This window comes from Novosphingobium capsulatum NBRC 12533 (genome assembly GCF_001598375.1).
Classification (GTDB): domain Bacteria; phylum Pseudomonadota; class Alphaproteobacteria; order Sphingomonadales; family Sphingomonadaceae; genus Novosphingobium; species Novosphingobium capsulatum.
In genome coordinates this window covers 279,189-291,520 of record NZ_BCYV01000009.1, presented here as the reverse complement: position 1 = coordinate 291,520, position 12,332 = coordinate 279,189, and the positions used below count along the sequence as shown (strand labels likewise).

Genomic DNA, 12,332 nt, shown 5'->3' with positions numbered 1-12,332 from the left:
GCATGGGGCGCTGCACCGGGAGAAGAGACGCCCATGTTCAGCCACCTGATGATCGGCACGAACGATATCGACCGTGCCAAGACCTTTTACGATGCCACCTTTGCCACGTTCGGTGGGCCCCAGGGCATCGTCGATCCCAAGGGGCGGCTGATCTATGTGCACAACGGCGGCATCTTCATCCTGACCAAGCCGATCGACGGCGAGCCGGCGACGTGCGCCAACGGCTTTACCGTGGGCTTTGCCATGACCCCGGAACAGGCCGACGCCTGGCATGCCGCCGGCATCGCCCATGGCGGCAGCGCCTGCGAAGACCCGCCCGGCGTGCGCAATGGCACCCCCTATTACCTGGCCTATCTGCGCGATCCCGATGGCCACAAGATCTGCGCGCTGCACAACTATGGCGCCGTGCAATGACGCTGGAAACGGTTTCCACCACCAAGGCCCATGGTGGCGTGCTGGGCGTGTACAAGCACGCCTCGGCCGCCACGGCTACGCCGATGACCTTTTCGGTATTCGTGCCGCCCCAGGCGCAGGCTGGGGCCAAGCTGCCGGTGCTGCTCTATCTCTCGGGCCTGACCTGCACCCACGCCAACGTGACGGACAAGGGCGAATATCGCCGCCTCTGCGCCGAACTCGGGCTGATCTTCGTGGCGCCCGATACCTCGCCGCGGGGCGAGGACGTAGCTGACGATCCCGCCGGTGCCTACGACTTTGGCCTGGGCGCGGGCTTTTACGTCAACGCCACGCAAGAGCCTTACGCCGCGCATTACCGCATGTGGGACTATGTCTCGCAGGAACTGCCGGCTCTGCTTGCCGCGCATTTCCCGGTTGATATCGCGCGGATGGGCATCACCGGCCACTCGATGGGCGGTCATGGTGCGCTGACGCTGGGGCTGACGTATCCCGAAACGTTCAAGTCGCTTTCGGCCTTTGCGCCGATCGTGGCGCCGGGGCAGGTGCCCTGGGGCCACAAGGCGCTGGGCGGCTATCTGGGTGACGATCGTGCCGCATGGCGCGCGCATGACGCCACCGCGCTGGTCGAAGATGGCAAGCGCCCGGCGGGGGCCATCCTCATCGACCAGGGCGATGCCGATAGCTTCCTGGCCGAGCAATTGCGGCCCGACCTGTTCGCCACGGCGTGCGAAGCGGCGGGCGTTGACCTAACGCTGCGGCTGCAGCCGGGCTATGACCACAGCTACAACTTCATTTCCACGTTCATGGACGATCACCTGCGCTGGCACGCAGAGCGGTTGTAAATTGCCCTGCACCCCCTCCCCATCGGCGATGGGGAGGGGACGGGCGTATTATTTGCGCACGTCCTTGGCCACGGCGTCGAGCACGCCATTGGCAAACTTGGCCTCGCGCGCGTCGAAAAAGGCGTGGGCCACGTCGAGGTATTCGCTGATCACCGTGCCCACGGCAATGTCGGTGCGGGCCAGCAATTCATAGGTGCCGCAGCGCAGGATCTGCAGCATGGTCTTGTCGAGGCGGGCCAGCGACCAGCCCTGGGCCAGGCGGCCCTGGATCAGCCCATCGACTTCCTCGCGGCGGGCAATCACGCCCTTGACCACGTCATCGAAGAATTCCACGTCGGCCGCGGCATATTCCACGTCTTCGATTTCCGCGCCCAGCCGGTGCTGGTGGAACTCGTCGAGCAGGAAGCGCAGCTCGGTGCCTTCCATATCCACCTGGTAAAGCGCCTGGACAGCGGCGAGCCGCGCGGCAGAGCGGGCCTGGCCCTTGCTATTCGTCATATTCCCAATCTCAGTTCGATCGAGCGGGCGTGGGCGGCAAGCCCTTCCGCATCGGCAAGCGCAATGGCCGCCGGGCCAACTGCGCCAATGGAAGCATCGCTCACGGCAATGAAGCTGGTGCGCTTCATGAAGTCGAGCACGGAAAGCCCCGAGGAAAAGCGCGCACGGCGCCCGGTGGGCAGCACGTGGTTGGGGCCAGCGACATAGTCACCAATCGCCTCGGGCGTCATGCGGCCCAGGAACACCGAGCCGGCATGGCGGATCTGGGCAAACAGGGCATCGGGATCGTCAGTGGCGATCTCCACATGCTCGGCCGCCAGCGCATTGGCGAGGGCGGGGGCCTCGTCCAGCGATTCCACCACGATCACCGTGCCGTGGGTTTCCCAGCTGGCCTTGGCCACGCGGGCAGTGGGCAGCAGGGCGATTTCTACGCCGACCATGTCGATCACCTGATCGGCAAAGGCGGCATCGTCGGTGATCAGGATCGCCTGCGCCGCCGGATCGTGCTCAGCCTGGCTCAACAGATCGGCAGCGATCCACTGCGGATCGTTCTTGGCATCGGCGATCACCAGGATTTCCGATGGCCCGGCCACCATGTCGATCCCGACCACGCCATAAAGCTGGCGCTTCGCCTCGGCCACCCAGGCATTGCCCGGGCCGGTGATCACGTCGACCGGGCGCATGGTCTTGGTGCCATAGGCCAGCGCGGCCACGGCCTGCGCCCCGCCCACGCGCCACACTTCGTCCACTCCGGCCAAGTGCGCGGCGGCCAGCACCAGCGGGTTGATCTCACCCTTGGGTGTGGGTGTGGTGACAACCAGCCGGCCAACGCCCGCCACCTTGGCGGGGATGGCATTCATCAACAGCGACGAGGGATAGGCGGCGCGGCCGCCCGGCACATAGAGCCCGGCACCATCCACCGCGCGCCACTTGGCGCCCAGGCGCACACCGGCCGCGTCGGTATAGTCCCGATCCTGCGGCAGCTGCGCCTCGTGATAGGTGCGGATGCGCTGCGCGGCCAGTTCCAGCGCGGCGCGCAGATCGGGCGCCAAGGCATCGAACGCCTCGCGGCAGGTGGCGGCATCGATACGCCAGCCATCGCCCTGCGGCAGGTGGCCATCGAAGCGCTGGGTATATTCGGCCACGGCTTCATCGCCGCGCAGCCGCACGTCTTCGATGATCGTCTGGACATCGCGGCTGACGTTCTCGTCGCTTTCGCGGCGGTCTTTTACCAGCCGGGCAAAGCGCGTGGCGAAATCGGCGTCGGTCGTCTTGAGGCGGAGCATCAGGCGGCGGCCTTTCGTGCGGCAACTTGCGTGCGGAACGCATCGACCAGCGCGCCCAGGCGGGCGCTATCGGTCTTGAGCGCGGCGCGGTTGACGATCAGCCGCGCCGAAATCTGCATGATCTGGCTGGTTTCGACCAGGCCGTTTTCCTTGAGCGTGCGGCCCGAGGAGACCAGATCGACGATGCGGCTGGCCAGGCCGAGCGACGGCGCCAGTTCCATCGCGCCATTGAGCTTCACCACTTCGGCCTGCACGCCCATCCGTTCGAAATGGCGGCGGGTAAGGTTGGGATACTTGGTGGCGACGCGGGCATGGCTTTCGCGCTGCCAATCGCCCTGGCCCAGGCCGCCCACCGGCTCTGCCACCGACAGGCGGCAATGCCCGATATCGAGATCGACCGGGGCATAGAGATCGGCATAGTCGAACTCGTCGATCACGTCTGATCCCACGATGCCGGCCTGCGCGGCGCCATGGGCAACGAACGTGGCAACGTCGAACGCGCGCACGCGGATCAGCGTCACATCGGGCCGGCTGGTCGCAAAAGACAATGCGCGCGAGGACTTGTCGAAGAACGCAGCCTCGGGCACGACGCCTGCTTGTTCGAGCAAGGGCAGCGCCTCATCGAGAATGCGGCCCTTGGGCAGGGCGAAAACGAGCGGGGTGGCGGTGGTCATGACGCCTTCGCCCCTATGGCAAGCGCGGGAAAAGGGCAACCTCATGGCGTCGATCATGGATATCGCTTCTGTCGAACAGGCCATCGCCTGGCAGGCAGACCACGCCGCGGCCAATGGCGCCCCGGCCACGGGCCGCGTGGTGCGGGCCCAGTTGCCCCTGTTGTCATCGGGCGGCGCGGTGGGCGCGCGCATGGCGGCCTGGCCGGGCAAGCCCTTGGAAGACGCGCTGCCGCTGCGCCTGGCCGGCGGGCTGCACAATCTGGTGCTGACCGGTGTCGACATGCGGCTCGCGGCGGTCTATCGCGGGGAATTGACCGACCAGGCCGCGATCGACGCGCTGGTTGGTGATCTGGTGGATCGCTTTGCCACCCGCCTGCTGCCCTGGCTCGACGGGCCACCCCAGACCAACGAAGCCGGCCGTTCCGCTTCGATCATGGCCGGGCTGCTGTGGCTATCGGCACGGGTGGGCCCGCGCTTCGTGCTGCATGAGTTGGGCGCGAGCGCCGGCGTCAACACGATGATGGATCGCTTTGCCTTCGATCTGGGTGGCACGCAGGCCGGCCCGGCTGATTCGCCGTTGCATCTCGCGCCCGAATGGCGCGGCACCGGGCGGCCGCCGCAAGTTCCGGTCGAGGTACTGGCGATCGCCGGATGCGATCGCGCGCCGATCGATCTGGCCGATCCCGACCAGGCGCTGCGGCTCAAGAGCTATGTCTGGGCCGAGATGACCGAGCGCATCGCGCGGCTGGACGCGGCAATTGCCTTGGCGCAGGCACGGCGGCCCGATCTGGTGGCGATGGACGCGGCCGACTATGTCGATGCCGTGCTGGCCGCGCCGCAGCCGGAAGACAGCACGCGGGTGATCTATCATTCCATCGTCTGGCAATATCTGCCGCCCGCCACGCAAGCGCGCATTACCGCCGCGATCGATGCCGCCGGCCAGCGCGCCACGCCGGGGCAGCGCCTGGCCTGGCTGTCACTGGAAACCGATCGTGCCACGTTCCGCCATGAATTGACCGTGCGGCTGTGGCCCGATGGCGGCGCGCCGGTGTGCCTGGCGGCCGCCCACGCCCATGGCGCCTGGGTGGAATGGCTTCAGCCCTGATCCTCGGCCAGGGCGCTGCCGTGGTGATGGTATGATGCCCATTCCCATACTGCCACCACCAGCAGCGCCAAGACCGTGGCGCCTACGAACACGGGCGCGGGCAGGGGAAAGGCCAGGGTTAGTGCCGCCAGTACGATCAGCAGGCCACCACCCACCCAGTGCGACAGCGGAAAATTGCCATGCGGGCTGGATGGCCGCTTGAACAGGCCAGTGCCGGCCAGGAACACCAGCAGCCCCCCGGCCTGGGTGGCAACCAGCGGCAGCTTGGCCGCGGCCAGCGGCGCATCGAGCAGCAGGGCATCGGCCACGGCGGTGATCACGATCCCGCCCACGATCGGCATGTGCAGATAGGTATAGACGCTGCGCGCCACGCGGCCGGGCTGCGCATGCTGGGCAATGTGCCGCGCGCCGCGTTCGGCACCCAGATCGAAATAGATCCACCACATCAGGGCAGACCCAGCAAAGGCCAGCACGAAGGCCAGGCTGCGGGCAAGGTCGGCGGTTTCCTGCGCAAAGCTGGTGCCCGTTACCACCACGCCTTCGCCCAGCGCGATGATGATGAACAACGCGCAACGTTCGGCCAGGTGGCTGCCGGAAATGTCCCAGTCTTCCGGCTGCGATCGGCCCATGCCCGGCACGGCAAAGCCCATGAACGGTCCGCCGTAATCGACCGTGAGCGCCAGCGCCCACAGCCCGAGCCGCACGAGCGGGGCATCGACCAGCGCGCCGGCCAGCCACAATGGGGCCGAGGCCACGAACCACAAGGTGATGCGGATCATGTTGCGCGCACCGCTGCCATGCCAATGTTCCTGCCGGCTCTTGGCCATGGCCCAGGCGACAAACCCGCTGCGCCCGATCTGCACCAGGCAATAGCAGGCGGCAAACAGCATGGCATCGCCACCGCCGACAGCGTCGAATGCGCGCGGCATGGCCACGGCCAGCCCCAGGCTGGCCAGCATCGACAGCAGCAGCATGATCCGCACCGGGCCGCGTTCGGGATTGGTCCAGTTCGCCGCCCAGGCGGTGAACATCCACGCCCACCATACCGCCAGGAACAGGACCAGTGCCTCTGCCAGGCCAGCCGCGCCCATATGGTGCAGCACATGATGGGAAAGCTGCGTTACGGCAAAGACATAGACCAGGTCGAAAAACAGCTCGAGATAGCTGACCGGGGCGTGTCCGCCCTCGTGATTGCGCAAGAGCGTGGCTGGCGCGGGCACCCCATCGGTCTCGGCCTTGGGGGCGGGCTTGCCAGCCTCGGCAATCGCCTCGGCTTCCTGCTTGGCCTTCTCGCTCATTCGCCCGGCGCGCGGGCGCGAATCGCTAGGGCGTGAACCCGCTGGCCCGGCAGATCGCCCAGGGCCTGGTTGACCAAGCGCTGGCGTTGCAGGCGCGACAGGCCGGCAAAGGCGGCGCTTTCGATCTCCACCGTAAAGTGCGATTCGCCGGTGCCGTCGTCACCCAGATGGCCGCTGTGGCTGGCCGAATCGTTGATCACCGCCAGATGGGTGGGGGCAAGGGCGTCCACAAGTTTACGTTCAATTTCCTGGGCGATCGGGCCGGTCATCTCTTTCCTTTCGGGTTGGCACGCACCATGTGCAATGGCGTGAAGCATGACAAGTTCCATGGCCGCGTCACGGATACCGGGCGCCAATGCAGTGCCCCGGGGTGCGATGCGCCGGGGGAATTCCGTGCGCCTGGCGTGCGGCCTTCCGGGTTTGACGGGCCTGGTGATTACCGCTGGTTCTGCCTCGACCACATTCGCGCGTTCAACGCCGGCTATGATTTCTTTGAAGGCATGAGCGCCGATGAAATCATGGCCGCGCAATCGCCGCTGGCCGGATGGGATACCCACACCCGCGCGTTCCGTCCGGACGCCGGCATCGACCAAGCGCCACGCTGGGCCGATTTTGCCGATCCGCTCGAGGCGATCGCGCAGCGCGCCCGTGCCCGCAAGATGGATCACCAGGCCGCCCAGGATGCGGCCCGGCGTGGCCTGACCCCGGAAGACCGCACCGCATACGAGGCGCTGGGCCTGGGCTTTGACGCCGACCGCCACGCCCTGCGCCGCCGCTACGCCGATCTGGTGCAGCGCTATCACCCCGATCGCAACGGCGGGGATCGCAGCCTGGAAGACAAGCTGCAGCGCGTGGTGGCGGCCTATGATCACCTGCGGCAATCGGCCGCGTTTCGCTAGTAGCTGGCTGTGAAAACGCGCTCAGGCCGGCTTTTCCAGCATGGCCAGCGCCTGCCAGAACGCGGGGTGGTTGCTGTCGTCCAAGCCGCCGGTGAAAACAGGCGGGAGAAAACCCGCGTCTTTGGCGAAGCGGGCGATCCAGTCACGGTGCAAAAAGCAATCCAGTTGTTCGGCGCGTTCCCCACGGCGCACGCGATCCACGCAGGCATTCCAGATCCGGTCATGGGCCGGTTCGGCCAATTCCAGGAATGAAAACACCAGTTTGCCGCCAGGTTTGAGCGCACGAAAGCTATCTTGGATATAAAGATAGGATTCGGTTGGATAAAGATGTGTGAAGACCGACCAGTTGAACGTCATGTCCAACGATGAATCCGGGGCCACGATCGTTGGCTTGTAATTGATGATGGCCTGATACGTGGGGCACTGCCTTTGCAACTCCTGCAAAAGCTCGGGAACGACATCGGCGCCCGTATAGTCGCCCTGCCATCCAGAGCGTTGCAGTGCTTGGGCGGTTCGCCCGCAGCCACAGCCCAGATCATAAATGGCCATGCCATCGCTCAGGCCATAATGACGCAACACCGCGACATGGCCATCGCCCTGTGCGACGAAATTTTCCATCGTTTCTGCGCCGATGGCCTGGGCAAGAGCAAGGGAGCGCTCTTGTGGCATGGCCTTCAGCTTCTTTCGCACCACCCTTTGATAATCGCGAATCGAATGGCTGGGTTGCGGTTTGGAACGTGACCGAAACAGCAATCGCATCTTTGAACAGTGCCCCCAAAAATCAGTTTCGGGACACTGGCCCAAGTTGCGCTTTGTGCAAAAGAAAATCTTTGGGATTGAACGAATAACACACCGCAAAGGCTTCAATCTTGGTGGGAACACATAAAGGTTAGTCTGCGCAGGGCGGGATTGTCGTCAATCCGGTGCCTGATGCGCCACTTCGATCAGCGAAGGGCCGCCGGCGACCGGGGTAAGCCAGACGGCGAGATCGGCCGCGATCAGGAATGCCATGCCGAGCATCAGGGCTGGCCGCTTGCGCTCGCCACGGCGCCAGAAAAACACTGCGCCACCGATCAGCGCCACGGTGGCAAGCACCAGCAGGGAAAGAACCGTATCCATCATGGGATTTAGCTGAACAGTCCCTTGGCCAGGCCGGCGATGTCGTTGAGCGGGTTGCCATCACCATCCTTGTCGAGGAACTTGCTGACCTGGCCCAGCGCATCGGGATGATCACCCAGGATCGTGGCGAATTGTGACAGTGCGCCTTCGCCGCCGATGTGGCCGACGATCTGCTGCAGCAGGCCAGCATCAAGCCCGGTATTGGCAGCTGCGGTTTCGATGGTGTCGCCCTTGGCCTGATGGCCCGCGGCCAAGGCGGCGATGGCGGTTTCGGCCTGAGCGGGATCGATGCCCAGCTTTGCTGCCAGGTTCTTCACGTCCACCGCGCTGCTCACCTGGCCCAGGATGCTGTCGAACACGCTCATCGCTTTGGTCCCTCTGCTTGGCGCGCCAATACGGCGGCCCATGGCACAGGGATAGCGCGCCATGATGCCCGCTTGCCAGAAAAAACGCCCTGCCGTGGCAAGCCATGGCAGGGCGCAAGGGTGACAAGCAGCCGGGGCTGTATGCCCCAGCGCGGGGCGATCAGATCGCGACGGTATCGTCGGCGATGATGTGGCTGAGCGTGAGGGCCTGCTGATGGCCGAGCCCATCGATGAGGATGAACGTGGTCCCGTCGAACCCGCTGGTGTTGACGAAATAGGTGCCAGCATCGGGGTGCGCCTTGAGATAGGCGGCCAGCTTGTTCACGTCGTCCTGCGAATCGATATAGGCAGAGCCGGTGCCCTTCACGGTCAGGCCGATGGCGTTGAAGATGCTGTCGAACCCGGTGATGCGCACCACGTCATGATCGGCAAAGTTGAGATCTTCGACCGTCACCCACTGGTAGACGCTGGTGACGCCGTGGCCACCGGTAAAGGCGAACGAGGAAAACCCTTCGCCCGAGCGGAACACGAACTGGTCTGCCCCGGCGCCGCCGGTCAGCGCGTCCTTGCCGCCGCCACCCTTGAGAATGTCGTTGCCGTCGCCACCATAGATCGCGTCGTTGCCGCCGCCGCCGTAGAGCACGTCGTTGCCATCGCCGCCGCTGATGATGTTCTTGCCCGAGCCGCCGGTGACAACGTCGTCGCCAGCCCCGGCGTTGATGATGTTGTTGCCCTTGGGCGCGGCGATGGTGTCGTTGCCGCTGGTGCCATTGATTACTGCCATGTTCATTCTCCTTCGTTCCACCGTGTGGGCGGAAAGTTGATCCACAAGTATTTTTCGAGGATACTGTGTGGTCGGGAAGAACAGAGGCGTTCCTCGGCCACGCAAGTCATGATTGCGACCTGACTTGTCTTATGGGTAATTGCGCGAACACCCTGGCGGCCAAGGTGTGAATCGCTGCCGATCCTGCCTGGTTATAACGCGATATTGCGGTGCAACGTGCCGGTGTTTCCCGTTCATATTGGCGCTTTCACGCGGTAACAGCGGCAAGACCGGTTCAATCTGGAGCAAGTTTGAATCTGCGCGGCGCCTCCCTGCATCAGCCCCAGGTTGAGCCTTGGCGCACGGTTGTCGTTTGCCGTGCCGAACGCGCCTTGCCATCGAACCACTGCGAGAGCGCGGCGCGGCATGGCTCGTCGATGCGGGTGAGCACCAGCCAGGCCGCGAGCAGCAGGGGCGGGACCAGGGCAATGCCCCAGGCGCCCAGCGGCTCACCCTGCAGCATGCGCTTGGCTGCGCCCGATACGATGGCGAGCAGAGGCACGTGAATGCCATAAAGCGGATAGGAAATACGGCCCAGCCAGGTGCCGCCGGGCATGGCGCGATGGCTGCCGGCTGCCACCGCCACCACCAGCACGCAGGGCAGAAAGGCCATGGCCATGAACAACGTCCACGGCAGGTGCTGCACCGGCAGCGCCAGGGCATAGACCAGCGCCAGCGCGGCCAAGGTTGCGGCGGCCCGGTTCATTACCGGGAGCGCGTGGCGCAAGCGGTGGAGCAGCAGGCCGCAGCCGAACCCGAAGCAGACCCGGGCCAGACCGCCGTCCAGCGAACTGGCCTGCCAACCCAGATCGACTGTGCCATGGCGCAGCGCGCAGGCAACCAGCGCCAACCCCGCGAGCGCGACGCCGGCCGCGAGCAGCGCCGTGCTGCGCCGTACCAGGAATGCTGCCCAGGCGAGGTTGGCGAGGATTTCGAAGAACAGCGACCACAGCGGGCCATTGGCCGGGAACAGTTCCCACCCCGTCGCCGCGCCATGCCATAGCTTGGGCAGGATCAGCAGATTGAGGGCATTGGCCAGCAGCACCTGGTCCAGCGGATCGGACCGATCAGGGGAAACCAGGCAACGCGCGACGAGATAGAGCCCACCCAGCCCGGCGCCCAGCACCGCCACCGGCGCTATCCGCACCAGCCGCCGCCGGGCAAAGCCGGCCCAGTCCATCACGGGTGCACGATCCGGTGCATCGGCAACCAGGCGCGCCTCATAGGCTTCGGCGAGGACAAAGCCGCTGAGCATGAAAAAGAAATCGACGGCAAGATAGCCGTTGGGAAACAACTGGATCCCCGTGGCCCGCGTGCCAATGTGAAACAGGCATACCGCCAGCGCCGCGATGCCGCGCATCTCATCGAGCAGGGCATAGCGCCCGCCCTGCCGGGCCTGCTGCGTGGCCGTGTTCATGCGCTGTGCCCCCATTGCCAATGGGCGCGGCCCGCTGGCGTTTCTGCCCGAATTGGTGCGCCGCGATATCGCGGTGCACCGCAAGGGCAGGGCATGCGTGATCGTGACTAACGCATGATTAACCAAACTATCGACGGGGACTCATACGGATTACTGCTTAGTGAAAACCGTATTGCGCGCTGCGGCGTATAATATCCTTTGCTGCCAGCCGCCTATTCCGGGCGGGCGCGCAGCGTGGCCAGCCGGGAGGCGCCTTCTGCACCATAAATCTGTGGCACATCGCGGCCGGCGTAAAACCCGTCGAAGGCGGGAATGCCATCAGGCAGCGTGATCCATGGCAGCCGGGTGCGCACATAGATGTGCACGGTTGGCGGGCACAGCGCGGGCGAATCGAGCGTGCCGACGCGCACGAAGGCAGCCTTTTGCCCCAGGCTGCCATAATGACTCCATACCGCTGTCTGGCACGCCGTGCAGCGCATGATCGTCTGCCCCCGCCCGCTGTGCGTCGGCACGGCGACTGGTGCCACTGTGCCAGCCAACAGCGTGAGGCACTCTGTCTCCACCACGGCATTGATGGCAAAGGCGCTGCCGCTCAGCACCTGGCACTCGTGACAATGGCAGCAATGCACCACATAGGGCGCCCGCGCGAGGGCATAGCGTACCGTGCCGCAACGGCATCCGCCGGTGGCAAAGGGATCGGCCGGGCCGGCGATTGGCGCCGCATGCGCCTTCGGATTCGCGTCATTCATGCTGTACAGCCTTGCCCAGGGAGGGCCCAGGTCATCCGGCGGCGGCCTTGCGCGAGACCAGCCCGAAAAAGGCGCCGGCAGGATCGCGGGCCTGGATCATCAGGTCGTCGCCAGGCACTTCGTGCACATCGCCTTCCAGCGTTCCGCCCAGATCCCGCACCGCCTGGGCAGCCGCGCGCACGTCTGCCACGCGGAAATAGGTGCGCCAGCCCAGCGGCGCATCGGCGCTGGGGCGGGCCATCATCGCCCCGACGCGGCCCTGCAGGGGATGGGCGATGAACTGGTAATCGCCAAAGGCGCCCATCGGCATGGCATCGGGATAGGTAAAGCCGAAATGCCGCGCATAAAATGTCCGCGCGCCGGGCAGATCGGTGGTGAACAGCTCGTTCCAGGTTACTGCCTGGGTAATGTCCAGTGCAAAGACCGGCGGTGGCGGCGTGTCTTGCCCCGGCGGCGGGGTTGGATCGATCAGGTAGAACGGCGCGCCCCAAGGGTCTGCCACCATGGCAAAGGTGCCCTCGGCAATGGTCGTGGGAGGCATCCACACGCGCGCGCCATCGGCCGTGATCGCGGCCAGCGTGTCCGGCACGCTATCGACCATCAGGTAGGGCACCCACCATGGCCGCGCGCCGGCCGCGATCATCTCGGGGCGCAGGACCAGCATGCCGCCCTGTCCGGCGCCATCGGCACGGTAGATATGGCGATAGTCGATCGCGGCGGTTTCGTGGCCGGGGGAGGGATCGGCGATCCGCCAGCCGATCACGCCTTCGTAAAAGGCGCGCACCGCATCGGGAGCATCGGTTGTCACCTCGTACCACACGAACAGACCTTGGGGCATGCTGG

The 12,332-nt window shown here is 65.5% G+C and carries 16 protein-coding genes; 4 read left to right on the top strand and 12 right to left on the bottom strand.

All coding sequences use genetic code 11. The features are described from left to right. Window positions 1–33: 33 nt before the first annotated feature. Window positions 34–414: a VOC family protein gene (locus SCA01S_RS09895; RefSeq protein ID WP_062785189.1), complete on the top strand. Its 381-nt coding sequence runs from the start codon at window positions 34–36 to the stop codon at window positions 412–414. Between the two features lie 2 nt (window positions 415–416). Further along, window positions 417–1,256, top strand: coding sequence for an S-formylglutathione hydrolase (fghA, locus tag SCA01S_RS09890; RefSeq protein WP_062785244.1), 840 nt, complete (start codon window positions 417–419; stop codon window positions 1,254–1,256). A gap of 48 nt (window positions 1,257–1,304) precedes the next feature. Here fghA and nusB read toward each other — a convergent pair whose 3' ends face one another. Genes nusB through hisG form a run of 3 tightly spaced genes read right to left on the bottom strand, consistent with a single transcriptional unit; the run spans window position 1,305 to window position 3,714 of the window. After that, window positions 1,305–1,754, bottom strand: a complete 450-nt coding sequence (nusB, locus tag SCA01S_RS09885) for a transcription antitermination factor NusB (protein WP_054132157.1) — start codon at window positions 1,752–1,754, stop codon at window positions 1,305–1,307. Further along, the gene (gene hisD, locus SCA01S_RS09880; protein ID WP_062785187.1) at window positions 1,751–3,040 is read right to left on the bottom strand and encodes a histidinol dehydrogenase; all 1,290 of its coding nucleotides are present in this window, start codon (window positions 3,038–3,040) and stop codon (window positions 1,751–1,753) included. The genes nusB and hisD overlap by 4 nt, the downstream gene beginning before the upstream one ends. Continuing rightward, complete coding sequence (hisG, locus tag SCA01S_RS09875; protein WP_062785185.1) at window positions 3,040–3,714, bottom strand: ATP phosphoribosyltransferase; 675 nt, start codon at window positions 3,712–3,714, stop codon at window positions 3,040–3,042. Before hisG ends, hisD begins: the two co-directional genes overlap by 1 nt. On the opposite strand from hisG, the gene SCA01S_RS09870 reads away from it, so the two are divergent. Beyond that, window positions 3,713–4,819, top strand: coding sequence for a DUF2332 domain-containing protein (locus SCA01S_RS09870; RefSeq protein ID WP_233251086.1), 1,107 nt, complete (start codon window positions 3,713–3,715; stop codon window positions 4,817–4,819). The genes hisG and SCA01S_RS09870 overlap by 2 nt on opposite strands. On the opposite strand, the gene SCA01S_RS09865 is transcribed toward SCA01S_RS09870, so the two are convergent. Together SCA01S_RS09865 and SCA01S_RS09860 are read right to left on the bottom strand one after the other, a co-directional pair. Continuing rightward, on the bottom strand, window positions 4,810–6,117 hold the full coding sequence (locus tag SCA01S_RS09865) for a low temperature requirement protein A (protein ID WP_084390907.1): 1,308 nt from the start codon (window positions 6,115–6,117) through the stop codon (window positions 4,810–4,812). The two genes, SCA01S_RS09870 and SCA01S_RS09865, sit on opposite strands and share 10 nt — an antisense overlap. Then, window positions 6,114–6,386 (bottom strand): BolA family protein, encoded by a 273-nt coding sequence (locus SCA01S_RS09860; RefSeq protein WP_062785183.1) that lies wholly within the window; start codon window positions 6,384–6,386, stop codon window positions 6,114–6,116. Before SCA01S_RS09860 ends, SCA01S_RS09865 begins: the two co-directional genes overlap by 4 nt. A 39-nt stretch (window positions 6,387–6,425) precedes the next feature. Here SCA01S_RS09860 and SCA01S_RS09855 point away from each other — a divergent pair, with 39 nt between their 5' ends. Next, window positions 6,426–7,016: a J domain-containing protein gene (locus SCA01S_RS09855; protein WP_062785238.1), complete on the top strand. Its 591-nt coding sequence runs from the start codon at window positions 6,426–6,428 to the stop codon at window positions 7,014–7,016. A 21-nt stretch (window positions 7,017–7,037) separates the two neighbouring features. On the opposite strand, the gene SCA01S_RS09850 is transcribed toward SCA01S_RS09855, so the two are convergent. The 7 genes from SCA01S_RS09850 to SCA01S_RS09820 all read right to left on the bottom strand — a co-directional run bounded on the left by SCA01S_RS09850 (window position 7,038) and on the right by SCA01S_RS09820 (window position 12,327). After that, on the bottom strand, window positions 7,038–7,775 hold the full coding sequence (locus SCA01S_RS09850) for a class I SAM-dependent methyltransferase (RefSeq protein WP_062785180.1): 738 nt from the start codon (window positions 7,773–7,775) through the stop codon (window positions 7,038–7,040). A gap of 156 nt (window positions 7,776–7,931) precedes the next feature. Then, a complete protein-coding gene (locus SCA01S_RS09845) occupies window positions 7,932–8,138 on the bottom strand; it encodes a hypothetical protein (protein WP_062785178.1) in 207 nt (68 codons plus the stop codon). Between the two features lie 5 nt (window positions 8,139–8,143). Further along, window positions 8,144–8,500: a hypothetical protein gene (locus SCA01S_RS09840; RefSeq protein WP_022677196.1), complete on the bottom strand. Its 357-nt coding sequence runs from the start codon at window positions 8,498–8,500 to the stop codon at window positions 8,144–8,146. Window positions 8,501–8,660: 160 nt separating this feature from the next. Further along, window positions 8,661–9,284, bottom strand: a complete 624-nt coding sequence (locus SCA01S_RS09835) for a calcium-binding protein (RefSeq protein WP_167542887.1) — start codon at window positions 9,282–9,284, stop codon at window positions 8,661–8,663. A 316-nt stretch (window positions 9,285–9,600) separates the two neighbouring features. Continuing rightward, a complete protein-coding gene (locus SCA01S_RS09830) occupies window positions 9,601–10,740 on the bottom strand; it encodes an acyltransferase family protein (RefSeq protein WP_062785174.1) in 1,140 nt (379 codons plus the stop codon). A gap of 212 nt (window positions 10,741–10,952) precedes the next feature. Further along, window positions 10,953–11,489: a GFA family protein gene (locus SCA01S_RS09825; protein WP_062785172.1), complete on the bottom strand. Its 537-nt coding sequence runs from the start codon at window positions 11,487–11,489 to the stop codon at window positions 10,953–10,955. A gap of 31 nt (window positions 11,490–11,520) precedes the next feature. Continuing rightward, complete coding sequence (locus SCA01S_RS09820; protein WP_022677191.1) at window positions 11,521–12,327, bottom strand: VOC family protein; 807 nt, start codon at window positions 12,325–12,327, stop codon at window positions 11,521–11,523. Between the last annotated feature and the right edge of the window lie 5 nt (window positions 12,328–12,332).

What these genes read in the sequence shown, in the direction of transcription:
- hisD (WP_062785187.1), bottom strand. Translation starts at nt 3,040, where the DNA reads ATGCTCCGCCTCAAGACGACCGACGCCGATTTCGCCACGCGCTTTGCC.
- SCA01S_RS09845 (WP_062785178.1), bottom strand. Translation starts at nt 8,138, where the DNA reads ATGATGGATACGGTTCTTTCCCTGCTGGTGCTTGCCACCGTGGCGCTG.
- SCA01S_RS09870 (WP_233251086.1), top strand. Translation starts at nt 3,713, where the DNA reads ATGACGCCTTCGCCCCTATGGCAAGCGCGGGAAAAGGGCAACCTCATG.
- nusB (WP_054132157.1), bottom strand. Translation starts at nt 1,754, where the DNA reads ATGACGAATAGCAAGGGCCAGGCCCGCTCTGCCGCGCGGCTCGCCGCT.
- SCA01S_RS09850 (WP_062785180.1), bottom strand. Translation starts at nt 7,775, where the DNA reads ATGCGATTGCTGTTTCGGTCACGTTCCAAACCGCAACCCAGCCATTCG.
- SCA01S_RS09865 (WP_084390907.1), bottom strand. Translation starts at nt 6,117, where the DNA reads ATGAGCGAGAAGGCCAAGCAGGAAGCCGAGGCGATTGCCGAGGCTGGC.
- SCA01S_RS09820 (WP_022677191.1), bottom strand. Translation starts at nt 12,327, where the DNA reads ATGCCCCAAGGTCTGTTCGTGTGGTACGAGGTGACAACCGATGCTCCC.
- SCA01S_RS09895 (WP_062785189.1), top strand. Translation starts at nt 34, where the DNA reads ATGTTCAGCCACCTGATGATCGGCACGAACGATATCGACCGTGCCAAG.
- SCA01S_RS09835 (WP_167542887.1), bottom strand. Translation starts at nt 9,284, where the DNA reads ATGGCAGTAATCAATGGCACCAGCGGCAACGACACCATCGCCGCGCCC.
- SCA01S_RS09860 (WP_062785183.1), bottom strand. Translation starts at nt 6,386, where the DNA reads ATGACCGGCCCGATCGCCCAGGAAATTGAACGTAAACTTGTGGACGCC.
- SCA01S_RS09825 (WP_062785172.1), bottom strand. Translation starts at nt 11,489, where the DNA reads ATGAATGACGCGAATCCGAAGGCGCATGCGGCGCCAATCGCCGGCCCG.
- SCA01S_RS09830 (WP_062785174.1), bottom strand. Translation starts at nt 10,740, where the DNA reads ATGAACACGGCCACGCAGCAGGCCCGGCAGGGCGGGCGCTATGCCCTG.
- SCA01S_RS09840 (WP_022677196.1), bottom strand. Translation starts at nt 8,500, where the DNA reads ATGAGCGTGTTCGACAGCATCCTGGGCCAGGTGAGCAGCGCGGTGGAC.
- hisG (WP_062785185.1), bottom strand. Translation starts at nt 3,714, where the DNA reads ATGACCACCGCCACCCCGCTCGTTTTCGCCCTGCCCAAGGGCCGCATT.